This is a genomic window from Streptomyces sp. NPDC096012 (assembly GCF_040426375.1).
Classification (GTDB): Bacteria; Actinomycetota; Actinomycetes; order Streptomycetales; family Streptomycetaceae; genus Streptomyces.
The window spans coordinates 3182-24787 of record NZ_JBEOTD010000012.1; the positions used below are offsets into that span (position 1 = coordinate 3182).

Below are 21606 nucleotides of genomic sequence, written 5' to 3' on the forward strand. Positions count from 1 at the left end.
GGCGGCGGATTGCGGCAGTGGCGCGCCCCGAGGGGGTGGCGGCGGATTGCGGCAGTGGCGCGCCCCGAGGGGGTGGCGGCGGATTGCGGCAGTGGCGCGCCCCGAGGGGGTGGCGGCGGATTGCGGCAGTGGGCCCGGGGCTACAGGCGGCGGGCTGGGGCGCTGGAGACGTGCCGGGGCGGCGGTCGGGGGCGACGCCGGCCGCCCCTCTCCGGGGTCAAGTGAGCGGGGCCAGGGCGCGGCTGACCGGAGTCAGGGCGCGGATGAGCCGAGGCAGGGCACGGATGACCGGGCTCAGGACACGGCTGACCGTCAGGGCAAGGATGATCCGGGTCAGGACGCAAATGACCAGGGTCAGGATGCGGATGAGCCGAGTCAGGGGCACGGATGACCAGGGTCAGGATGCGGATGAGCCGAGTCAGGGGCAAGGATGACCCGGGTCAGGACGCGGATGACCCGGGTCAGGGCTTGGTGGCGACGAGGAGGAGCACGACGTAGGTCTCCTCGACGATTCCGTCGGGGAAGACGTGCAGCAGGTGGGCGCGCTCCTCGTCCAGGAAGGCGGACCTGCGGCTCTCGGGCGTCACGAGGAACGCGGAGTGGCTGCCGAGGTTGGCGAGGTGGGTGTCGACCGGCACCCGGCGGCTCCAGCGGACCTCGCGGCGGGTGAAGTCGAGTCGGCCGCTGGGGTCGGCCAGGTCCGTACGGTCACGGGCCTTGCCCTTCTCGGCGGCGCCGTCCACGCCGAGGAAGCGGGCGGCGCGGTCGGCGGCCGCGGCGATCCATTCGACGTCCAGCGCCTCGGTGTTCCACCACAGGGCCAGTGCGCCTCCTGGCCGCAGCACGCGCAGCGCCTCCGGGACCGAGCGCGCGGTGTCGGTCCAGTGCCAGGCCTGGGCGTAGGTGAGGAAGTCGGCGTGGGCGTCGGCCACCGGAAGGGCGTTGCCGTCGCCCCGGACGACGGGGAGACACGGCAGTGAGCGGCGGAACTCGGCGGCCATGCCGGCGCCGGGTTCGACCGCGAGGACGTCGGCGCCGCGGGCGTGCAGGAGGGCGGTGGCGATTCCGGTGCCGGCGCCGACGTCCACCACCCTCGCCCCGGACAGGGGCCGGCCGGCCAGGTCCTCGATTGCGTCGAAGAGGGCGGACGGATAGGAGGGGCGGTTGGCTGCGTACTGGGCGGCGGCTGCGTTGAAGGAGTGCGCGCGGTCCGCGTGCGAGGGCTGCTGCGTCGTAGGCATACGACCATGCTCGCCGAATGTGCGTCCGGCGCCGCAGGGTTTTCGGGCCGCGGCACCGGCAGGGGGACGGCACGACCAGCGGTAGGCCGAGTGCGGTGTGGCGTCGGCGGGCGGACGGCACAACCAGCTCGCGGCCAAGTCCAGCCCGATCTCGGCAGGCAGGCGGCACGACCAGTTCGCGACCTGGTCGGGCGTCACCTCGGGGCCGGGCCGTGCGACGGGTGCGGGTCCGCCGTGGTTCTCGCGCAGTTCCCCGCGCCCCTTCGGGGGCGCTGAGCTGAGCGCACCGAACGCGCGCGGGGAACTGCGCGACCAGCCACCGGACGCCCGCACCCGGCAACGGGGAAGGCGGGGAAGGCGTGTGCCTGCGGAGAGGGCGTCCAGCCGGTTGCGGTGTGGCGTCGGCAGGCGCGGTCCCTTTCGACGGGTTTCCGGTGCGCCCGGTCACCCGGCGTTCGTATTCCTCGGGAACCGGCTGGTGCCACCGGCTCGCGAAAGTCACCGTTGCCGCTTCTCCTTCGACGGGTTTCCGGTGCGCCCGGTCACCCGGCGTTCGTATTCCTCGGGAACCGGCTGGTGCCACCGGCTCGCGAAAGTCACCGTTGCCGCTTCCTCTTCGACGGGTTTCCGGTGCGGCGGGTCACCCGGCGTTCGTATTCCTCGCGGGCCTTCTCGAATTCCTCGCGGTGCAGCTTCTCCCCCGGAGCTTCGGTGAAGGCGCGGAAGAAATGGGCGAGGAGGGAGCCGACGAAACCGATGGCGAGCAGACCGCGCAACGAGGCCTGGCGCTCGGGGTCATGACGCTTGCCGAAGCCCTCCCAGGTGTTGCGGAAGGCGAGCGCGCTGCAGATCGCGAACATGCCGACGACCAACACGGTCACGAAGGACCCGGAGCCGGCGATCTGGATGCCGTCGTAGGCGAAACGCAGCACCAGACAGGCGACGGCGGCCGCGAGGAGCGCGCCGACGGCGACACCGGCGCGGCGGGCCGCATAGCCGTTGTCGTGGTTGACCCAGGAGGTGCCGAAGAAGCGCAGGGGCTCGGGGCGGGGACCGCCCGGGACCGCTGCTCCGCCCGCGGTGGCCGCCGGGGTGTCCGGGGTGCCGGTTTCGTCGCTCACGAGACGATTATGGCGCCGGAGGAAGGCGGGTCACCGGCGGGGTCGGCTGCGGCAGCTGCGGCGGCTGCGGCCAGGTCGGCCGCGGCGAGCCCGGCCGTGTCCGCCCGGTCGGCCGGAGCGTTGGTCGCTACCGCACCTTCGGCAGGGTCGGCCGGGGGCCATGGCGGCTACCTCGGCCACGGCGGGGTCGGCGCAGGCGGCCATGGTGGCTACCTCAGCCACGGCGGGGTCGGCGCAGGCGGCCATGGTGGCTACCTCAGCCACGGCGGGGTCGGCGCAGACGGCCATGGTGGTTACCTCGGCCGGCCACGGCCGGGTCGGCTGCGGCCGGCGAGGGCATCGCGGCCCGGGGGTCAGCCCGCGCTGCGGCCGGCGAGGGCATCGCGGCCCGGGGGGTTAGCCCGCGCAGCGGCCGGCGAGGGCGTCGCGGCCCGGGGGTCAGCCCGTGCAGCGGCCGGTGACGTAGCCGTCGCTGCCCGTGTGGACGTAGGCGTCGGAGACGTACTGGCCGTTGTCGATGTTGTCCCAGATGTTCGTGGTGCCGTAGGGGCCCGTGACCGTGGTGCCGGGTGACTGGCAGAAGATCGTGACGCGGGCGCCCTCCGGGAGCACGCGGACGATGCCGTACTGGGTGCCGGGGCCGCTGCGGACGTTCACCCGGACGCCCGGGGCCACCGGGAACGTGCGTGCGGCGGCGGACTGCGCCGTCAGGGCTTCCAGCTCGTCCAGGCCCTGGGCTGCTTCCGAACGGTCGACGGACATGAGACCTCTCCCCCTTGGTCCCGCGGCTTCCCGGGGACCCCCTCCTGCTCGAAGCGAGTCACGGAACAACAGTGCGCAACTCGCACCCGGAGGCTAGCAAGCCGCCTCTGTCTCGTACGAGTCATCGACTAGGCTCCGTGCGTCGCGCGCGGACGATGAGCACGGGGGGCGGTCCATGACGCCACAGCGCAGCACCGGAGCGGGCGCGGAAGCGGAGCTTCCGGAATATGCCGGTCACTACCATCTGGAGTCATGCCTCGGCTCCGGGGGCATGGGCGTCGTCCACCTCGCCCGCAGCACCTCGGGGATGAAGCTCGCGGTGAAGGTCGTACACGCCGAGTTCGCGCGGGATCCGGAGTTCAGGGGTCGTTTCCGGCAGGAGGTGGCTGCCGCCCGGCGGGTGAGCGGTGCCTTCACCGCACCGGTCGTCGACGCCGACCCGGAGGCCGAGCGGCCCTGGATGGCCACGCTGTTCATTCCTGGGCCCACCCTTTCCGAGCACGTGAAGCGGAACGGCCCCATGGCCCCTGAGCAGGTGCGGCGGCTGATGGCGGGGCTCGCGGAGGCACTGCGGGACATCCACCGGGTCGGGGTGGTGCACCGGGATCTCAAGCCGAGCAACGTTCTGCTCGCGGAGGACGGGCCGAAGGTCATCGACTTCGGCATCTCGCGGCCCACGGACAGCGAACTGCGCACGGAGACCGGGAAGTTGATCGGCACGCCGCCGTTCATGGCGCCCGAGCAGTTCCGGCGGCCGCGGGAGGTGGGGCCGGCGGCGGACATCTTCGCCCTCGGGTCCGTACTGGTGCACGCGGCGACCGGGCGGGGGCCGTTCGACTCGGACAGTCCGTACGTGGTGGCGTACCAGGTGGTGCACGACGAACCCGACCTGACAGGGATGCCGGAGAGCCTCGCACCGCTGGTCCGGCGCTGTCTCGCCAAGGAACCGGACGAGCGGCCGACCCCCGACGAGCTGATGCGGGAGCTGCGTTCGGTGGCGGCCTCGTACGACACGCAGGCCTTCATACCGGAGCAGCGGACCGATGACGACGCGGGGGCGCAGGACCCGGCGGTGGCGGCGCCGGAACCCGCGAGCCGCTCGTCACGGCGATGGCCGTTCCTCGGCCGGGCGGCCGTGGGAGGCGGCCGGGCGCCCGTGGAAGGACCTTCCCTTTCCGGGTGGCCGCTCGTGGGGCGCCGCCGTGCCCTCCCCGGCCGAGTGCACGCAGGGCAAGAAGCCGACCGCGATCCAGCGCACGCGGGGCAAGAGGCTGTCCGCGATTCAGCGCACGCGGGGCAAGAAGCCGACCGTGGCCGAGCACCCGCGGGGCGGCTGTCGTTCTTCGGGCGGCCGAGTGGGCGGGCCTTGATCGGTGTCACGACGGCCGCCCTGGTCGCGGGCGGTGTGCTCGCGGTGCTGCTGTGGCCGCGGGACGACGACGGCCCTGCGGTGAAGGGGACCGGCGCGACCGCTGGCGCGCCCGGGTTCACCGCGTGGCGGACCGAGCCGACCGGCAAGGGTTCCGGAATGCCGCAGTGCACGGAGGCCGCCCGGAGGTTGCTGTGCTTCCGGTCCGGGTCGGCCTACGCCCTCGACGTGACGGACGGCGCGCTGCTCTGGCGGCGTACGGTCGCCGGGGACGACAGGCAGGGCGCCCCCGCGCCGGCCGGGGCGCTGATGGTGCTGCCGCCGGACGGTGGCCGACGGGTGGCGGCCCTCGATCCGGCGTCCGGCAGAACCCGCTGGCGGCGCACGCTGCCCGGCGACTCGGGTGCGGGGATCACCGGCGACATGCTCCTCGTCGCCGGTGCGGACGGCACCGTGACGGGAGTGGACGGGAGGTCGGGGCGCGACGTATGGCACCGGCGGCTGTCCGGTCCCGGCATCCCGACCCTGGTCGGTGACGCCGACGGCTCGCTGGTCCATGCGGCCGCCACCTCCGCGGACGGGGCGTACACACTGGTCACCACGCTGGAGACGGGTACCGGTGACACACGCTGGTCGGCCCGCCTGCGGGGGGCGCTGCGGCCCGTCGGCAGCGAGGACGGTTCGCTGGTCCTGCTGTCCGACGACAACGCCGAAGCGGTCACGGACGCGGTGGTCCACTACTCACCGGTCACGAGGCGGACGCGCCGGATGAAGCTGTCCGTGCCGCTCACGACGCCGCAGGCCACGGTGCGCGGACACGTGATCTATCTGCTGGCCGCCGGTGGCTCACTGGAAGCCGTGGACCTGCGCACCGGCAAGCGGCTCTGGCACCTCGAAACGGCCGTGAGCCGCGGCTCCTCCCCCGCCGCCACCGCCGCGCACGTGTACTTCAGCGCGCCCGACGGCCGTCTGCTCGCCGTGGACGCCCGCAGCGGACGCCTGCTCGGGCAGACACCGCCGCGGCTCGGCGTGAACTCGGGAACGGTCCCGGCCGCACTGCCGGCCCCGCTGGTCGACGGCGGCCACGTCTACGCCACCGCTCCCGACGGCACCGTCTTCGCCGTGGACGCCCGGGATCCGGCGACCTGGTGAGACGACAGGGGCCGCCCCCGAGGGAGCGGCCCCTGCGCGAAGTCCGGGTCGGAGGGACGGGCGGTCAGACGGCCAAGCGATCACCGGCCCAGCCGCCAAGCGACCAGACGGCCGGACGGTCAGGCGACCAGACGGTCAGGCGACCAGACGGTCAAGCGGTCAGCCGGTCACCAGGCGGCCACCCATCACGCGGTCCGGCGGTCAAGCCGTCAGGCGGCCACCGGTCAGGCCGTCAGCCACCACCGGTCAGGCCGTCAGCCATCACCGGTCAGGCCGTCAGCCATCACCGGTCAGGCCGTCAGCCATCACCGGTCAGGCGGTCAGGCGGTCAGGCGGTCAGGCGGTCAGGCGGTCAGGCGGTCAGGCGGTCAGGCGGTCAGGCGGTCAGGCCAGCTTGCTCACGTCGCGGACCGCGCCCTTGTCCGCGCTGGTCGCCATGGCCGCGTAGGCCCGCAGGGCGACGGAGACCTTGCGGTCGCGGTTCTTCGGGGCGTAGACGCCGTTCAGCGCCTGTTCGCGCCGGGCCAGCTCGTCCTCGTCCACCAGCAGCTCGATCGTGCGGCCGGGGATGTCGATGCGGATGCGGTCGCCGTCCCGGACCAGCGCGATGGTGCCGCCGGAGGCCGCTTCGGGCGAGGCGTGACCGATGGAGAGGCCGGAGGTGCCGCCGGAGAAACGGCCGTCGGTGATCAGCGCGCAGGTCTTGCCGAGGCCGCGGCCCTTCAGGTACGAGGTCGGGTACAGCATCTCCTGCATGCCGGGGCCGCCCTTGGGGCCCTCGTAGCGGATGACGACGACGTCGCCGTCCTTGACCTCCTGGGTGAGGATCCGCTGGACGGCCTCCTCCTGGGACTCGCAGACCACGGCCGGGCCCTCGAAGGTCCAGATCGACTCGTCGACGCCGGCCGTCTTCACCACGCAGCCGTCGACGGCGAGGTTGCCGCGCAGGACCGCGAGGCCGCCGTCCTTGGAGTACGCGTGCTCGGCGGAGCGGATGCAGCCGCCCTCGGCGTCGTCGTCCAGGGCCTCCCAGCGCTCGGACTGGGAGAAGGCCTCGGCGGAGCGGACGCAGCCGGGCGCCGCGTGCCACAGCTCGACGGCCTCGGGGGACGGGGAGCCGCCGCGGACGTCCCACGTCTTCAGCCAGTCCGACAGCGAGGGGCTGTGGACGGCGTGCACGTCCTCGTTGAGGAGGCCCGCGCGGTGCAGTTCACCGAGCAGGGCCGGGATGCCGCCGGCGCGGTGCACGTCCTCCATGTAGTACGTGCGGTCCTTCGCGACGTTGGGCGCGACCTTGGCCAGGCAGGGCACCCGGCGCGAGACCGCGTCGATCTCCTCCAGTCCGAAGGGGACGCCCGCCTCCTGGGCGGCGGCCAGCAGGTGCAGGATCGTGTTGGTGGAGCCGCCCATCGCGATGTCCAGGGCCATGGCGTTCTCGAAGGCCTGGAAGGTGGCGACGTTGCGCGGCAGGACCGTGGCGTCGTCCTGCTCGTAGTAGCGGCGGGTGATGTCCATGACCGTGCGGGCCGCGTCGACGTAGAGCCGCTTGCGCGCGGTGTGCGTGGCGAGGACCGAGCCGTTGCCGGGCAGGGACAGGCCGATCGCCTCGGTGAGGCAGTTCATCGAGTTGGCGGTGAACATGCCGGAACACGAGCCGCAGGTCGGACAGGCGTTCTCCTCGATACGGAGGATGTCCTCGTCCGAGATCTTGTCGTTCACGGCGTCGGAGATCGCGTCGACCAGGTCGAGCGTGCGGACCGTGCCGTCGACCAGGGTGGCCCGGCCGGACTCCATGGGGCCGCCGGAGACGAAGACCGTCGGGATGTTCAGGCGCAGGGCTGCCATCAGCATGCCCGGGGTGATCTTGTCGCAGTTGGAGATGCAGACCAGGGCGTCGGCGCAGTGCGCCTCGACCATGTACTCCACCGAGTCCGCGATCAGGTCGCGGGAGGGCAGGGAGTACAGCATGCCGCCGTGGCCCATGGCGATGCCGTCGTCGACCGCGATCGTGTTGAACTCGCGCGGGATGCCGCCCGCCTCCTTGATCGCCTCACTGACGATCCGGCCGACCGGCTGCAGGTGGGTGTGGCCCGGCACGAACTCCGTGAAGGAGTTCGCGACGGCGATGACCGGCTTCCGGCCGATGTCCGCACCGGGTACACCGGAGGCGCGCATAAGGGCGCGGGCGCCCGCCATGTTGCGGCCGTGGGTGACTGTGCGGGACCTCAGCTCGGGCATCGTCGCTCTCCTTCGAAGACCGTCTGCCAGAAGTGATCTGCCAGAGTTCTGACTCACTCCGAGCGTACGCCGCCCCTCCAACCGGTGGACACGACTGTCCGGAATGCGGGACGCGTGTTCCACGGAGCACTCCGCTCGGCGCTTCGACGCCCCGACGCTCCGCGAGCACTTCTCTGCCGGTGCGACGCACTGCGAGGGGTGGGCCGCTCTGTCGGTGCGATGCGTCGCGAGGGGCGCGCCGCTCAGGGCTGCGCCCCGCCCGGAGGCGCGCCCCTGGACCGGCTGCTGCTGACCCTGCCGGCCGGGCACCTGAGGGCGTTCCCCCGGAGGCGAAGACGGCCGCCATGACACGGTCGGCCCGCCACACCTCCTTGAGCTGCGCTCGGCCGGCCGACTCGTGAGGTGTGGGCGGAGATCTGGCCCGACAGGGCTGCGACCCGTCCGGAGGCGCGCCGCTCAGGGCTGTGTCAGGTGTCCCTGTACGACGGGAGCGACCCGCGCGATGATCTGCTCCAGGTCCGCGGACGCCAGCGGCTCCAGCTTGATCACGTAGCGCATCATCGCGGTGCCCACCAGCTGCGCGGCCGCCAGCTCGGCCCGCAGCTCCGCGTCCGGCAGGTCCAGCTGGGCGGCGATGCGGCGCAGCAGCTGGCTCGCGACGAGGCGGCGGAAGACGGCGGCGGCGGTCTCGTTGTTCACCGCCGACCGGAGGATCGCGAGAAGGGGCGCACGGGTCGTGGGGTTGTCCCAGACACCGAAGACGAAGCGGGTCAGCCGCTCCCCCACGCCGTCCAGCGGACCGTCGGCCAGCGTGTTCGGGGCGTTCAGCGCGGGTGCGAAGGCGACCTCGACGGCCGCCTCGAAGACCTGCTCCTTGGTGCCGAAGTAGTGGTGGACGAGTGCCGAGTCCACGCCGGCGCCCTTGGCGATCCCGCGGACGGACGTCTTCTCGTAGCCACGCTCGGAGAACTCCTCGCGGGCCGCGGCCAGGATGCGGTCGCGGGTGCCGGCGGACTCGGTGCGCGGTGGCCGGCCGCGCCGGCGTACCCCGGATCCCTTCGCGGCTGCCGGGCCCGTCTCCGTCGCCGCCAGGGCCGGCTCCTTCGACGCCGGGGGCGTCCCCTTCGGCGCCGGGGGCGTGGTCTCGGTCATCGCCGGGGCACCCGCACGGCCGAGGCGAGGTGCTTGCGCGTGAACTCCAGGGCTTCGGCGAGGTCGGCCTCACGCTCGGCGCTGGACAACGCCCGCCGGGTGTTGACCTCGATGACGACATGGCCGTCGAAGCCGGAGAACGACAGGCGTTCGAGCAGCTCGGCACAGGGCTGGGTGCCGCGGCCGGGGACGAGGTGCTCGTCCTTGGCCGAGCCCCGGCCGTCGGCCAGATGCACGTGGCCGAGGCGGTCGCCCATGCGGTCGATCATGTCCAGCGCGTCGGTGCGGGCCGTCGCCGTGTGACTGAGGTCGATCGTGAAGTGGCGGTAGTCGTCGCGGGTGACGTCCCAGTCGGGGGCGTAGGCGAGCATCTCGCGGTCGCGGTAGCGCCACGGGTACATGTTCTCGACGGCGAATCGCACGTCCGTCTCGTCGGCCATCCGCCAGACCCCGTCGACGAAGTCCCGTGCGTACTGCCGCTGCCACCGGAAGGGCGGGTGCACGACGACGGTGGAGGCGCCCAGCTTCTCCGCGGCCGCCCGGGCCCGCTGGAGCTTGACCCAGGGGTCGGTCGACCAGACCCGCTGGGTGATCAGCAGACAGGGCGCGTGGACCGCCAGGATCGGGATGCCGTGGTAGTCCGACAGCCGGCGCAGCGCCTCGATGTCCTGGCTGACCGGGTCGGTCCACACCATGACCTCGACGCCGTCGTAGCCGAGGCGCGCGGCGATCTCGAAGGCCGTCGCGGTCGACTCCGGGTATACGGAGGCTGTCGACAGGGCGACGGACACGTCCCTTGGTTCAGCCACGTCCGACACCATACGGCGTTGGGGGGCCCGGGTGTTGGGTGCCTGTTCGCCGGTGTGAGGTTTGCCATGCGCGCGGGTGCGGCCCGCCGTGATCCACCGCACGCCTCCCCCGCACCCGGCCCGCCGGGCCGACCCTGCCCTGCCCTGCCCTGCCCTGCCCTGCCCAGCCCGGACCGCCGGTTTTCGCTGCCGCCCTTGGCCGGTCCGCCCTGCCTGCCTGCCCGGCCGGCCGCCGCCCGGTCCCTCCGGTCTCTAGTCGGACCCCATGTGATCGAGCCGCCGCAGGATCACGCCCTCGCGCAGTGCCCACGGGCAGATCTCCACCTTCTCCACGCCGAACAGGTCCATGGCGGCCTCGGCCACCAGGGCGCCGGCGAGGAGCTGGTTCGCCCTGCCCTCCGACACGCCGGGCAGTTCGCAGCGCTGCTGCGTGGTCATGCCGGACAGGCGCGGGACCCAGGCCTCCAGGGACTCCCGCTTGAGTTCGCGCTGGACGTACACACCCTCTGTGCTGCGGGCGGCGCCGGCGATGCGGGCCAGCTGCTTGAAGGTCTTGGACGTGGCCACCACGTGATCGGGGGCACCGAAGCGGCTGATCTCGCCGACCGTGCGGGCGATCTGCGCACGGACGTGCCGGCGCAGCGCGCGGACGTCCTCCGGGTCGGGCGGGTCGCCGGGCAGCCAGCCTGCGGTGAGACGGCCGGCGCCGAGCGGCAGGGAGACGGCGGCGTCCGGCTCCTCGTCCATGCCGTAGGCGATCTCCAGGGATCCGCCGCCGATGTCCAGGACCAGCAGCTTTCCGGCGGACCAGCCGAACCAGCGGCGGACCGCGAGGAAGGTGAGCCGGGCCTCCTCCTCGCCGGAGAGCACCTGGAGCCGTACGCCGGTCTCGGCCTCCACGCGCGCGAGGACGTCGTCGGCGTTGCCGGCGTCGCGTACGGCGGAGGTGGCGAACGGCAGCAGGTCCTCCACGCCCTTGTCCTCGGCGGCCTGGAGCGCGTCCCGTACGACGGCGATCAGCCTCTCTATGCCTTCGTCGCCGATGGCAGCGCTGTCGTCGAGGAGTTGGGCGAGCCTAAGGTCGGCCTTGTGCGAATGCGCGGGCAGCGGGCACGCGCCGGGGTGGGCGTCCACCACCAGCAGATGCACCGTGTTCGAACCCACGTCCAGGACACCGAGTCTCATGTACGGAACGCTACTGCCAGAACGTCCGCGCCCGGTCCCCGGAGCGGGCCCGGGCCACTTACCCTGGACGAGTGCCAAAGACGAAAAAGGCGAACTCCGAAAAAACGGATCTTGCGGGCAAGGTTCGCAAGAGCGGCAAGTCACCCAAGGGATCGAAGGTGAGCGACGAGAAGGGGCTGGACTTCGCGCGCGCCTGGGTGGAGTTCCCTGATCCGGCGGACGACGAGCAGGTCTTCCGCTGTGATCTGACATGGCTGACCTCTCGCTGGAACTGCATCTTCGGCAGCGGCTGCCAGGGCATCCAGGCGGGCCGCGCGGACGACGGGTGCTGCTCGCTGGGCGCCCACTTCTCCGACGAGGACGACGAGAAGCGGGTGGCCGAGCACGTCGCGCGGCTCACCCCGGAGATCTGGCAGCACCACGACGAGGGCCTGCGGAACGGCTGGATCTCCGAGGACGAGGACGGCTCCCGGCAGACGCGCCCCTTCCAGGGCTCCTGCGTCTTCCAGAACCGGCCCGGGTTCGCGGGCGGCGCGGGCTGCTCGCTGCACATCCTCGCCCTGAAGGAGGGCCGGGAGCCGCTGGAGACCAAGCCGGACGTGTGCTGGCAGCTGCCGGTGCGGCGGACGTACGACTGGATCGACCGGCCGGACGACACGCGCGTTCTGCAGGTGTCCATCGGCGAGTACGACCGCCGGGGCTGGGGTCCGGGCGGCCACGACCTGCACTGGTGGTGCACGTCGGCCACCTCGGCGCACGGCGCGGGCGACCCGGTGTACGTCACCTACCGGCCCGAGCTGACCGAGCTGATGGGCAAGGCGGGCTACGACCGTCTGGTCGAGCTGTGCGAACAGCGGCTGGCGTCGCAGCTGCCCCTGGTCGCCCCCCACCCCGCCGACCCCGCGCCGCAGCCTCCGGCATCCCGGACGCCCCTGACGCCCCAGGCGCAGACGCCACGGACGACCCAGCGGCCGACGCGGCCCGGACGGGACTGACCGGCGGCCCTGCCCGCCGGGCCTTACCGAACCGGCGTGGCCGGAGGGGACTGACCTGCGGGCCTGAGCGGAGGGGGCTGGCCGGCGGCCCTGACCCGACCGGACTGACCGGCGGACCTGCCCCCCGACCGGACTGACCGGCGGCCCGGCCCCGACGGGACGGACCGGCGGACCTGACCGGCGGGCCTGACCGAACCGGCCTGGCCGGAGGGGACTGACCTGCGGGCCTGACCGGAGGGGGCTGGCCGGCGGCCCTGACCCGACCGGACTGACTGGCGGACCTGACCCCCCGACCGGACTGACCGGCGGCCCGGCCCCCACCGGACGGACCGGCGGACCTGACCGGCGGACGGGCAGCGACACATGCCCTGTCCGCCCGGCGGCCTCCGCCGAGCCGGGATCCCTCCGCCGAGCCCAGTGTCTTCCGCCGCGCCCGGCGCAATCGCCGATCAGCTTCCCGACGGGGTCGGGGTGTCCTCGCCCGGTGGGGAGGAGGACGGGGGTGCGGACGGGCTCGTGGAGTCCGGAGGGGTGGAGTCCGGCGGGGTGGAAGGCGGGTCGCTGGGTGGTGTGGGCCGGCTGGACGGCGGCTCGGTGGGAGGCGTGTCGGACGGCGTCGGGTCGGGCGTGGGCGACGACGGCGGGGTCGGGCGGCCGCTCGGCGCGGTGCCGTAGCCGTCGATCGTGACCACGGCGCCGGCCGGGGAGATCGCCACCTGTGCGTGCCAGTGTCCGGACGGCTCGCGCAGGTGGTCGACGTACACCTTGATCGTCAACGTCTCGCCGGGCTGGAGGGTCCCCGCGGAGCGGCTGAGGTAGAGCCAGCCCGCCGAGGTGGACGCGGACCAGCGCACCGGGGAGGAGCCGGAGGCGGTGAGCGTGATCAGGGTCGTGTCGCCCTCGTTGGCCGCGCCGACCGTGAGCTGTCCGGCGCCCTTCTCGCCGGCCCCGGAGACGCTGACGACCTCCACGGAGACGTCCGGCTTGCCGTCCTTGCCGCCGTGCGCCCCGGGCTTCGCTCTGGCGTTGCCCGCGTTCTCGTAGCCGCCCGCCGCGTCGTCGCCGAGCGCGTCGGGGCCCTGCGCCTCGTGCGCGGTGGCGGGGTGGCCGTCCCCGTCGGCCGCCGGAGCCCCCCGGTAGGCGGCCCACAGGGCGAGCACGGGCGCGGCGACGACCGTGGCGACGACGGTCGTCGTCACGGCACGCGAGCGCAGGCGGTCGCGCCGGGCCGCCCGGTCCTTGGGATCCATCGGGAAGCCGCGCCGGTCGAACCGGGGTACCGCCGTCCCCCGCGCGCGTGCCTGGTGGGCGAGAGCCATGTGGAGGGCCGGCCGCGGGGCCTCCAGGACGGGCAGCTCCGCCGGGGTGACCGTGGCGCCCGGCCAGTGGCCGGAGGCGGCGCGTTCGGCGGTGCGGCGGCAGCGCGGGCAGTCGTCGACGTGCCGGACCAGCTCGCGGCGCAGCGCGGTGCTGAGGACCAGCCGGCTGTCCCCGGTGAGATGGGCCACGCTCGGGCAGCCGCCGGTCTCGACCACGGCGAGGGCCGCGCGGGTGCGCTCCACCTCGCAGGCGGCCGCGCCCAGCAGCTCGCGCGCGGTGGCGGGCTCCATGCCGAGGACGGCGGCGACCTCGTGGGCGGCCAGGTGGTGGCGGACGGCCAGCTCCAGGGCCTCACGCTGCTCGGGGGTGGTGCCGGCCGCCTCCGGCCAGGCGAGCAGGGCGAGTTCGCGGCGGCGCTGCTCATGGACCTCGGGGGCGACGGGCTGGTCCGGGACCGCCGTCCCGGTGTCCGTACGACCCGCGGCGTGCGGGGCCGTACGGCCCGCGGCGTGGGTGGCCTGACGTTTCTGCTTGGCCTCGGCCAGCTTGCGCAGGCACGCCCAGCGGGCCAGTGCGTACAGCCAGGCCCGGCGGTCACCGGTGGCCGCCGGGACGCGGTGCCCGCGCCGCTCGGCCAGCGTGAGGACGTCGCCGAGGGCGGCGGTGGCCGCGTCGTGGTCGCACAGCACCGACAGACAGTAGGTGAACAGACCGTCCAGGTACGGTTCGTAGCGCGCCGGCGGCCGCTGGGCGAGGGTGCGCGCGGCGGCGCGATCACGCGCCTCCCGGTGCACCCGGTGCGCGCCGGTGGTGCGGGTCGTGGTCTCCGGGCTGCTGCTCATCACCCGTGCGACCGTAGGCGGCGGAACAGCGCCCCTTCCGGAACCTTGAGCACTTTTAATCCGTACGGGTGAAACGATCCCTCATAAGGGGACAGGGGCTCTTTGTTCAGCGGCCGGATCCCGACGGGTGGTGGCCGATAACGGTCCACCCACATGCGCGGCCCGGCGGCGTTGTCAGTGGCGCGGGCTACGGTTTCCGCATGGCTGCCCGTACCAAGACCACCAAGGACCGCCCGTCCTACCGCTGCACCGAGTGCGGCTGGCAGACGGCCAAGTGGCTCGGCCGCTGCCCGGAGTGCCAGGCCTGGGGCACGGTCGAGGAGTACGGCGCGCCCGCGGTCCGTACGACGGCACCGGGCCGGGTGACCAGCTCGGCCCTGCCCATCGGCCAGGTCGACGGCCGCCAGGCCACCGCGCGCACGACGGGCGTGCCCGAGCTGGACCGGGTGCTCGGCGGCGGCCTGGTGCCCGGCGCGGTGGTGCTCCTCGCGGGCGAGCCCGGCGTCGGCAAGTCCACCCTGCTGCTGGACGTGGCCGCCAAGTCCGCGAGCGCCGAGCACCGCACCCTCTATGTCACCGGTGAGGAGTCGGCGAGCCAGGTGCGGCTGCGCGCCGACCGCATCGGCGCGCTGGACGACGATCTGTATCTGGCCGCCGAGACCGACCTGTCCGCTGTCCTCGGTCACTTGGACGAGGTCAAGCCCTCCCTGCTGATCCTCGACTCGGTGCAGACGGTGGCCTCCCCGGAGATCGAGGGAGCGCCCGGTGGCATGGCCCAGGTGCGGGAGGTCGCGGGCGCCCTCATCCGCGCCTCCAAGGAGCGCGGCATGTCCACGCTCCTGGTGGGCCACGTCACCAAGGACGGCGCGATCGCGGGCCCCCGGCTGCTGGAGCACCTGGTCGACGTCGTGCTGCACTTCGAGGGCGACCGGCACGCCCGCCTGCGCCTGGTCAGGGGCGTGAAGAACCGCTACGGCGCCACGGACGAGGTCGGCTGCTTCGAGCTGCACGACGAGGGCATCACGGGCCTCACCGACCCCAGCGGCCTGTTCCTGACCCGCCGTGCCGAACCGGTCCCGGGCACCTGCCTGACCGTCACCCTGGAGGGCCGCCGCCCGCTGGTGGCCGAGGTGCAGGCGCTGACCGTCGACTCCCAGATCCCCTCCCCCCGCCGCACCACCTCGGGCCTGGAGACCTCCCGGGTGTCGATGATGCTGGCGGTGCTGGAGCAGCGCGGCCGGATCAGCGCGCTCGGCAAGCGGGACATCTACTCCGCGACGGTGGGCGGCGTGAAGCTGTCCGAGCCGGCCGCCGACCTCGCCATCGCCCTCGCGCTCGCCTCCGCGGCCAGCGACACCCCGCTGCCGAAGAACCTGGTCGCCATCGGCGAGGTGGGCCTCGCGGGCGAGGTCAGACGGGTCACGGGCGTGCAGCGCAGGCTCTCCGAGGCCCACCGGCTGGGCTTCACGCACGCGCTCGTACCGACCGATCCGGGAAAGGTGCCGGCCGGCATGAAGGTCCTGGAAGTCGCCGACATGGGGGACGCGCTCCGGGTGCTGCCGCGCTCGCGTCGCCGAGAGGCCCCACGGGAGTCGGAAGAGCGCCGGTAGACTTTGCGCAGGTCTCGCCCGTCCGTACGAACCGAGTGCGGGGACGGAGGCGCGTCAGAACCTGCGACCGGAGGAGTGCAGTGGCAGCCAACGACCGGGCAGCAGCTCCCGGAAAGTCCGCTGGGAGCGCCGGTTCCGAGGGCCTGATGCGCGCCTCACTGAGCGCCGTGGCACCGGGCACCGCGCTCCGTGACGGCCTGGAGCGGGTCCTGCGCGGCAACACCGGCGGCCTCATCGTCCTCGGCTCCGACAAGACGGTCGAGGCGATGTGCACGGGCGGTTTCGTCCTGGACGTCGAGTTCGCCGCCACCCGGCTGCGGGAGCTGTGCAAGCTGGACGGCGGCATCGTGCTGTCCTCGGACCTGTCGAAGATCCTGCGCGCGGGCGTCCAGCTGGTCCCGGACCCGACGATCCCGACGGAGGAGACCGGCACCCGGCACCGCACGGCGGACCGGGTGAGCAAGCAGGTCGGCTTCCCGGTGGTCTCCGTCTCCCAGTCGATGCGTCTGATCGCCCTGTACGTGGACGGTCAGCGCCGTGTGCTGGAGGACTCGGCGGCGATCCTCTCCCGCGCGAACCAGGCGCTGGCCACCCTGGAGCGGTACAAGCTCCGCCTGGACGAGGTGGCGGGCACCCTGTCGGCGCTGGAGATCGAGGACCTGGTGACCGTCCGGGACGTGTCGGCGGTCGCCCAGCGTCTGGAGATGGTCCGCCGCATCGCCACCGAGATCGCCGAGTACGTGGTCGAACTGGGCACGGACGGTCGCCTTCTGTCGCTGCAGCTGGAGGAGCTGATCGCGGGCGTGGAGCCCGACCGCGAACTGGTCGTCCGGGACTACGTCCCCGAGCCGACGGCGAAGCGCTCCCGCACGGTGGAGGAGGCGCTGGCCGAGCTGGACGCCCTGTCCCACGCGGAGCTTCTCGAAATGGGCACGGTGGCGCGGGCGCTGGGCTACACCGGCTCCCCCGAGACCCTCGACTCGGCGGTGTCCCCGCGGGGCTTCCGGCTGCTCGCGAAGGTCCCGCGGCTTCCGGGCGCGATCATCGACCGCCTGGTGGAGCACTTCGGCGGCCTGCAGAAGCTGCTCGCCGCGAGCGTGGACGACCTGCAGACCGTGGACGGCGTGGGCGAGGCGCGGGCACGGAGCGTCCGCGAGGGCCTGTCCCGCCTGGCCGAGTCCTCGATCCTCGAACGCTACGTCTGAGACGGGCCCGCGCGAGCCCGGAGTCCTGGCGGCGCGAATCCCGGAAACCCGGCGACACAAGCCCGGAGACCCCCGGCGACTCTGAGACCGGCCCGCGAGCCCGGAGCCCCGGCCGCGCGAATCCCGGAAACCCGGCGACACAAGCCCCGGAGGCCCGGCGGGTCTGCGACCGGCCCACGGGCCCGGAGCCCCGGCGGCGCGAATCCCGAAAACCCGGACCCGGCGAGTCTGAGACCGGCCCGCGAGCCCGGAGCCCCGGCCGCGCGAATCCCGGAAACCCGGCGACTCTGAGACCGGCCCGCGAGCCCGGAGCCCCGGGGACGCGAACCCGGAGCCCCGGCGCCGCAACCCGGCCGTCCGCAACCCGGCCGTCCGCTACCCGGCGACACAACCCCGTCCGCGCCCCGGCCGTCCCCGTAGCCGCTGCCGGGTGCCCGCGCGGGCCGGCCGTGTCATCGCCCGCCGCCCGGTCCCGTCCGGCCCCGCCCGGTCCCGCCCGGTCCCGGCGGGTCCGGGCGGGCAGGTGGGCGGCTCAGTCGGCCGACAGCACGAAGGACGCCCGTACCTTCGCGAAGCCCGGCGCCTTGGCCTCCAGCAGGTAGGTGTCCGGCTTCGCCGAGCCGGCGGGCGGTGTGGCGCACTCGGGGGCACTCGGCCTGCGGTCCCACTTCACGGTGTACGTGATGCTCTTGCCCGCCGTCACCCGGAACGCCAGGCTGCCCGGCCCCTTGGGGCAGTCGGCCGACGACCAGTAGGCGTCGCTCCCGTCCGCCGGCGTGACGGTCAGCACCGTGTCCTTCGGCCCGAGAGCGATCTTGCAGTCGGCGGACGAGCCGTTCTTCACGGTGAGTTCGAAGGTGGGCGTCTGGTCGGGCGAGTAGGTGTTGTGCAGGCTCCGCAGGCTCAACGTCACTGCCGAGGAGGGGCAGTTGGGCAGGGTGGAGGACGCCGGAAGCGTGTCGCCCGTACCGACGTCGCCGGTGCCGGGACCCGAGCCCGAACCGCTGCCCGAGCCGTCACCGGAACCCGCGGAACCGGCGGAACCCGCGGAACCGGCGTCAGAGCCGCCGCCCCCGCCCGTACCGGCATCGCCGCCACCGGAGCCGCCGCCCGAATCGTCACGCCCGCCCGGGTGTTGACTGATCGCGGGCCCGGACGAGGACGGTCCCGGCGTGATCGTGTGCGTGGGATTCTTGCCGTCGGATCCACCGTCGTCCTTCTTGCCGCCCCCGCCGCCGGTGGTGACGATCCACAGGATCAGCAGGGCCGACACGGCGATCACCGACAGCAGTGCGACCCTCCTTCGCCAGTAGATGGAGGAGGGGAGCGGCCCGACCGGATTGCGCAGAGATCCCACGGCGCAAACTGTACGAGAGATCGCGGAGCTTGCTCGCGTCACCCGCCGCTCGAACACCAACTTTTCCGGATCATCATTCCGGCAACTTCCGCAGGCGGCACGGCTCTTCACACATCGCGACGCCGGGTGACCGCGCCGTCACGCGCCAGGGGTGCCAACCCGTGGCAGGATCGGAAGGCCATGACTGAGATGCTCCACGCCCCCGTGATCGCCTGGTTCGACGCCCATGCCCGTGATCTCCCCTGGCGCCGCCCGGAGGCGGGCCCGTGGGGTGTCATGGTCAGCGAGTTCATGCTCCAGCAGACCCCGGTCAACCGGGTGCTGCCCGTCTACGAGCAGTGGCTGGCCCGCTGGCCACGCCCCGCCGACCTCGCCAAGGAGGCTCCGGGCGAGGCCGTGCGCGCCTGGGGCCGGCTCGGCTATCCGCGCCGGGCCCTGCGGCTGCACGGCGCCGCCGTCGCCATAACGGAGCGGCACGGCGGTGACGTGCCGTCGCAGCACGCGCAGTTGCTGGCGCTGCCCGGGATCGGCGAGTACACCGCCGCGGCCGTCGCCTCCTTCGCGTACGGGCAGCGGCACGCGGTGCTGGACACCAATGTCCGCCGGGTCCTCGCGCGGGCGGTGACCGGTGTGCAGTACCCGCCGAACGCGACCACGGCGGCGGAGCGGCGGCTGGCCCGGGAACTGCTGCCGCAGGACGAGGGGACCGCCGCCCGGTGGGCCGCCGCCTCCATGGAGCTGGGCGCGCTGGTGTGCACGGCGAAGAACGAGGGCTGCCAGCGGTGCCCGATCGCCGCGCAGTGCGCCTGGCGGCTCGCGGGCAAGCCCGACCACGCGGGGCCGCCACGGCGCGGGCAGACCTACGCCGGTACGGACCGGCAGGTGCGCGGCAAGCTGCTCGCCGTGCTGCGGGAGGCGCACGCGCCGGTGCCGCAGACGATGCTGGACCGCGTGTGGCACGAGCCGGTGCAGCGGGCCCGCGCGCTCGACGGGCTCGTCACGGACGGTCTGGTGGAGCCGCTGCCCGGTGGCCTGTACCGGCTGCCGTTGAGCTGACGGGCGGCCAAGTAACGGCTCCCGTGGGCCCGTTACCGGACCTCTCGCCCGACAAAACCTAAAATAACGGACATTTGGGCCGTACTTCTTACCCTCCTCATCCTTCCGTTACACAACCGACGGACAGCCGATTGCTAGCCGCAGGCTGCTCCGCACAGCCCCGTGACAACCGCTCCGTAACTTCTCTTCCGTGCCCGGCAGACCACGGGACACGGGGACAGCAGGACTCGGGCGCAAGCCTGAGAACGGGGAACGGAGGCGGTTGATCATGGCGCAGGGCGAGGTGCTCGAATTCGAGGAGTACGTCCGCACACGGCAGGACGCGCTGCTGCGCAGCGCCCGCCGGCTGGTGCCGGACCCGGTCGACGCCCAGGACCTGCTGCAGACCGCGCTGGTGCGGACGTACGGCCGCTGGGAGGGCATAGCCGACAAGCGGCTCGCCGACGCCTATCTGCGCCGTGTCATGATCAACACCCGCACCGAGTGGTGGCGGGCGCGCAAGCTGGAAGAGGTCCCGACCGAGCAGCTGCCGGACGCCTCCGTGGAGGACTCCACCGAGCAGCACGCCGACCGGGCGCTGCTGATGGACGTCATGAAGGTGCTCGCACCGAAGCAGCGCAGTGTCGTGGTGCTGCGACACTGGGAGCAGATGTCCACGGAGGAGACGGCCGCGGCCCTCGGCATGTCGGCCGGTACGGTCAAGAGCACGCTGCACCGGGCGCTCGCCCGGCTCCGCGAGGAGCTGGAGGCCCGCGATCTGGACGCACGCGCGCTGGAGCGTGAGGAGCGGGAGCGTTGCGCGGCCTGACCGAGGCCGGGTCCGAGGGGATCCGAGGCAGCACACAGGCGGTGATCGCGGGGGGGTCCGCGCTCGCCGCCGTCGCCCTTTTCGCCGCCGCGTGCGGCACCGGGGGTACGGGGGCCCGGGACGAGGGGCCGGCCCACGCGTCGGCGGGGGCGGGAGCCTTCGCCTCGCCCAGCCCGAGCCCCGCCGGGACCTACCGGCGGGTGAACGCCGTCGAACTCGTCAAGAAGGACCCGGCGGTCTCCCCGGCGGTCAAGCGGGAGCTGAAGGCGTGCAGCGGTGACGAGTACCCGGTCGACGTCTCCTACGGCGATCTGACCGGCGGACCCGTCAACGACGTCGTCGTCAACGTGGTGACCTGCCGCGACTGGGTGGGCATCGGCACCTATGTGTACCGGGACGTCGGGGGCACGTACAAGAATGTGTTCAAGGCGGAGGAGTCGCCGGTCTACTCGGAGATCGACGGCACCGATCTGACCGTGACCAAGCAGGTGTACGACACGGACGATCCGGTGTCGAACCCGTCCCGGGAGACCGTGATCACGTACAGGTGGAAAGCGAGCCGGTTCGCCCGCATAGACAGCCACGAGACCGACTACAGCAAGGCCGGCGGCGACGCGACCCCCGCACCGGGCAACTGATTCCCGCCGGCCACACCCTGAGGACTGAGAGCACCGGATGGCAGACCAGACCCACGTCCTGTTCGTCGAGGACGACGACGTCATCCGTGAGGCCACCCAGCTCGCCCTGGAGCGGGACGGCTTCGCGGTCACGGCCATGCCGGACGGGCTGTCCGGCCTGGAGGCGTTCCGGGCGAACCGTCCCGACATCGCGCTGCTGGACGTCATGGTGCCCGGCCTGGACGGCGTCAGCCTGTGCCGCCGCATCCGGGACGAGTCGACCGTGCCGGTGATCATGCTGTCGGCGCGGGCCGACTCCATCGACGTCGTCCTCGGCCTGGAGGCGGGTGCCGACGACTATGTGACCAAGCCGTTCGACGGCGCCGTACTGGTCGCCCGGATCCGCGCGGTGCTCCGCCGCTTCGGGCACGCCGGCGGGGCCGCGCACGCCCAGGAGTCCGCCTCCGCCGTGAACGGCGGCACGCTGACCTTCGGTGACCTGGAGATCGACACCGAGGGCATGGAGGTGTGCCGGGCCGGACAGCCGGTGGCGCTCACCCCGACCGAGATGCGGCTGCTGCTGGAGTTCTCCTCCGCCCCCGGCACCGTGCTCTCCCGCGACAAGCTGCTGGAGCGTGTGTGGGACTACGGCTGGGGCGGGGACACGCGGGTCGTCGACGTGCATGTGCAGCGGCTGCGCCAGAAGATCGGCCAGGACCGGATCGAGACGGTCCGCGGCTTCGGCTACAAGTTGAAGGCCTGAGCGG

17 protein-coding genes and 1 pseudogene are annotated in these 21606 nt (G+C 73.2%); 8 read left to right on the forward strand and 10 right to left on the reverse strand.

Features of this window, described 5'->3' with window-relative positions; genetic code table 11:
- Positions 1-217: 217 nt before the first annotated feature.
- The 4 genes from ABVB68_RS14495 to ABVB68_RS14510 form a co-directional block, all read right to left on the reverse strand.
- Entirely contained in the window at positions 218-385 is a 168-nt protein-coding gene (locus tag ABVB68_RS14495) for a hypothetical protein (RefSeq protein WP_353601395.1), read from the reverse strand.
- Positions 386-461: 76 nt separating this feature from the next.
- Complete coding sequence (locus tag ABVB68_RS14500; protein WP_353601396.1) at positions 462-1241, reverse strand: class I SAM-dependent methyltransferase; 780 nt, start codon at positions 1239-1241, stop codon at positions 462-464.
- A gap of 596 nt (positions 1242-1837) precedes the next feature.
- Positions 1838-2362, reverse strand: coding sequence for an EamA/RhaT family transporter (locus ABVB68_RS14505; protein WP_353601397.1), 525 nt, complete (start codon positions 2360-2362; stop codon positions 1838-1840).
- Between the two features lie 438 nt (positions 2363-2800).
- On the reverse strand, positions 2801-3124 hold the full coding sequence (locus ABVB68_RS14510; RefSeq protein WP_353601398.1) for an SH3 domain-containing protein: 324 nt from the start codon (positions 3122-3124) through the stop codon (positions 2801-2803).
- Positions 3125-3299: 175 nt separating this feature from the next.
- Between ABVB68_RS14510 and ABVB68_RS14515 the strand changes: the two genes are divergently transcribed.
- Positions 3300-5645: a serine/threonine-protein kinase gene (locus tag ABVB68_RS14515; RefSeq protein ID WP_353601399.1), complete on the forward strand. Its 2346-nt coding sequence runs from the start codon at positions 3300-3302 to the stop codon at positions 5643-5645.
- A gap of 384 nt (positions 5646-6029) precedes the next feature.
- Here ABVB68_RS14515 and ilvD read toward each other — a convergent pair whose 3' ends face one another.
- The 4 genes from ilvD to ABVB68_RS14535 all read right to left on the reverse strand — a co-directional run bounded on the left by ilvD (position 6030) and on the right by ABVB68_RS14535 (position 11029).
- Entirely contained in the window at positions 6030-7883 is a 1854-nt protein-coding gene (ilvD, locus tag ABVB68_RS14520; protein WP_353601400.1) for a dihydroxy-acid dehydratase, read from the reverse strand.
- Between the two features lie 456 nt (positions 7884-8339).
- The gene (locus tag ABVB68_RS14525) at positions 8340-9035 is read right to left on the reverse strand and encodes a TetR/AcrR family transcriptional regulator (RefSeq protein ID WP_353601401.1); all 696 of its coding nucleotides are present in this window, start codon (positions 9033-9035) and stop codon (positions 8340-8342) included.
- Positions 9032-9856: a sugar phosphate isomerase/epimerase family protein gene (locus ABVB68_RS14530; RefSeq protein WP_503006114.1), complete on the reverse strand. Its 825-nt coding sequence runs from the start codon at positions 9854-9856 to the stop codon at positions 9032-9034. The genes ABVB68_RS14525 and ABVB68_RS14530 overlap by 4 nt, the downstream gene beginning before the upstream one ends.
- A gap of 240 nt (positions 9857-10096) precedes the next feature.
- A complete protein-coding gene (locus ABVB68_RS14535; RefSeq protein WP_353601403.1) occupies positions 10097-11029 on the reverse strand; it encodes a Ppx/GppA family phosphatase in 933 nt (310 codons plus the stop codon).
- 71 nt (positions 11030-11100) lie between these two features.
- Between ABVB68_RS14535 and ABVB68_RS14540 the strand changes: the two are divergent.
- A pseudogene (locus ABVB68_RS14540) lies at positions 11101-11934 on the forward strand (DUF3109 family protein); the annotation flags it as partial.
- Between the two features lie 539 nt (positions 11935-12473).
- On the opposite strand, the gene ABVB68_RS14545 reads toward ABVB68_RS14540, so the two are convergent.
- Entirely contained in the window at positions 12474-14189 is a 1716-nt protein-coding gene (locus tag ABVB68_RS14545; protein ID WP_353601404.1) for a BACON domain-containing protein, read from the reverse strand.
- A gap of 197 nt (positions 14190-14386) precedes the next feature.
- On the opposite strand from ABVB68_RS14545, the gene radA reads away from it, so the two are divergent.
- Positions 14387-15796 carry a DNA repair protein RadA gene (radA, locus tag ABVB68_RS14550; protein WP_353601405.1) on the forward strand — a complete coding sequence of 470 codons (1410 nt, stop codon included), beginning with the start codon at positions 14387-14389 and terminating at the stop codon, positions 15794-15796.
- An 80-nt stretch (positions 15797-15876) separates the two neighbouring features.
- Complete coding sequence (gene disA, locus ABVB68_RS14555) at positions 15877-17001, forward strand: DNA integrity scanning diadenylate cyclase DisA (protein ID WP_353601406.1); 1125 nt, start codon at positions 15877-15879, stop codon at positions 16999-17001.
- A 532-nt stretch (positions 17002-17533) separates the two neighbouring features.
- On the opposite strand, the gene ABVB68_RS14560 is transcribed toward disA, so the two are convergent.
- The gene (locus ABVB68_RS14560; RefSeq protein ID WP_353601407.1) at positions 17534-18358 is read right to left on the reverse strand and encodes a hypothetical protein; all 825 of its coding nucleotides are present in this window, start codon (positions 18356-18358) and stop codon (positions 17534-17536) included.
- 180 nt (positions 18359-18538) lie between these two features.
- Here ABVB68_RS14560 and ABVB68_RS14565 point away from each other — a divergent pair, with 180 nt between their 5' ends.
- The 4 genes from ABVB68_RS14565 to cseB all read left to right on the forward strand — a co-directional run bounded on the left by ABVB68_RS14565 (position 18539) and on the right by cseB (position 21602).
- Complete coding sequence (locus ABVB68_RS14565) at positions 18539-19414, forward strand: HhH-GPD family protein (protein WP_353601408.1); 876 nt, start codon at positions 18539-18541, stop codon at positions 19412-19414.
- 268 nt (positions 19415-19682) lie between these two features.
- Positions 19683-20222, forward strand: a complete 540-nt coding sequence (locus ABVB68_RS14570) for a SigE family RNA polymerase sigma factor (RefSeq protein WP_055703482.1) — start codon at positions 19683-19685, stop codon at positions 20220-20222.
- On the forward strand, positions 20210-20860 hold the full coding sequence (locus ABVB68_RS14575) for a hypothetical protein (protein ID WP_353601409.1): 651 nt from the start codon (positions 20210-20212) through the stop codon (positions 20858-20860). Before ABVB68_RS14570 ends, ABVB68_RS14575 begins: the two co-directional genes overlap by 13 nt.
- Before the next feature lie 37 nt (positions 20861-20897).
- Positions 20898-21602: a two-component system response regulator CseB gene (gene cseB / locus ABVB68_RS14580; RefSeq protein ID WP_353601410.1), complete on the forward strand. Its 705-nt coding sequence runs from the start codon at positions 20898-20900 to the stop codon at positions 21600-21602.
- The last annotated feature ends 4 nt before the right edge of the window (positions 21603-21606 follow it).

Excerpts from the sequence above, each read along its gene's own strand:
- ABVB68_RS14565 (WP_353601408.1), top strand. The coding sequence starts at position 18,539 with ATGACTGAGATGCTCCACGCCCCCGTGATCGCCTGGTTCGACGCCCAT.
- ABVB68_RS14525 (WP_353601401.1), bottom strand. The coding sequence starts at position 9,035 with ATGACCGAGACCACGCCCCCGGCGCCGAAGGGGACGCCCCCGGCGTCG.
- ABVB68_RS14530 (WP_503006114.1), bottom strand. The coding sequence starts at position 9,856 with ATGGTGTCGGACGTGGCTGAACCAAGGGACGTGTCCGTCGCCCTGTCG.
- radA (WP_353601405.1), top strand. The coding sequence starts at position 14,387 with ATGGCTGCCCGTACCAAGACCACCAAGGACCGCCCGTCCTACCGCTGC.
- ABVB68_RS14500 (WP_353601396.1), bottom strand. The coding sequence starts at position 1,241 with ATGCCTACGACGCAGCAGCCCTCGCACGCGGACCGCGCGCACTCCTTC.
- cseB (WP_353601410.1), top strand. The coding sequence starts at position 20,898 with ATGGCAGACCAGACCCACGTCCTGTTCGTCGAGGACGACGACGTCATC.
- ABVB68_RS14535 (WP_353601403.1), bottom strand. The coding sequence starts at position 11,029 with ATGAGACTCGGTGTCCTGGACGTGGGTTCGAACACGGTGCATCTGCTG.
- ilvD (WP_353601400.1), bottom strand. The coding sequence starts at position 7,883 with ATGCCCGAGCTGAGGTCCCGCACAGTCACCCACGGCCGCAACATGGCG.
- ABVB68_RS14510 (WP_353601398.1), bottom strand. The coding sequence starts at position 3,124 with ATGTCCGTCGACCGTTCGGAAGCAGCCCAGGGCCTGGACGAGCTGGAA.
- ABVB68_RS14515 (WP_353601399.1), top strand. The coding sequence starts at position 3,300 with ATGACGCCACAGCGCAGCACCGGAGCGGGCGCGGAAGCGGAGCTTCCG.
- ABVB68_RS14570 (WP_055703482.1), top strand. The coding sequence starts at position 19,683 with ATGGCGCAGGGCGAGGTGCTCGAATTCGAGGAGTACGTCCGCACACGG.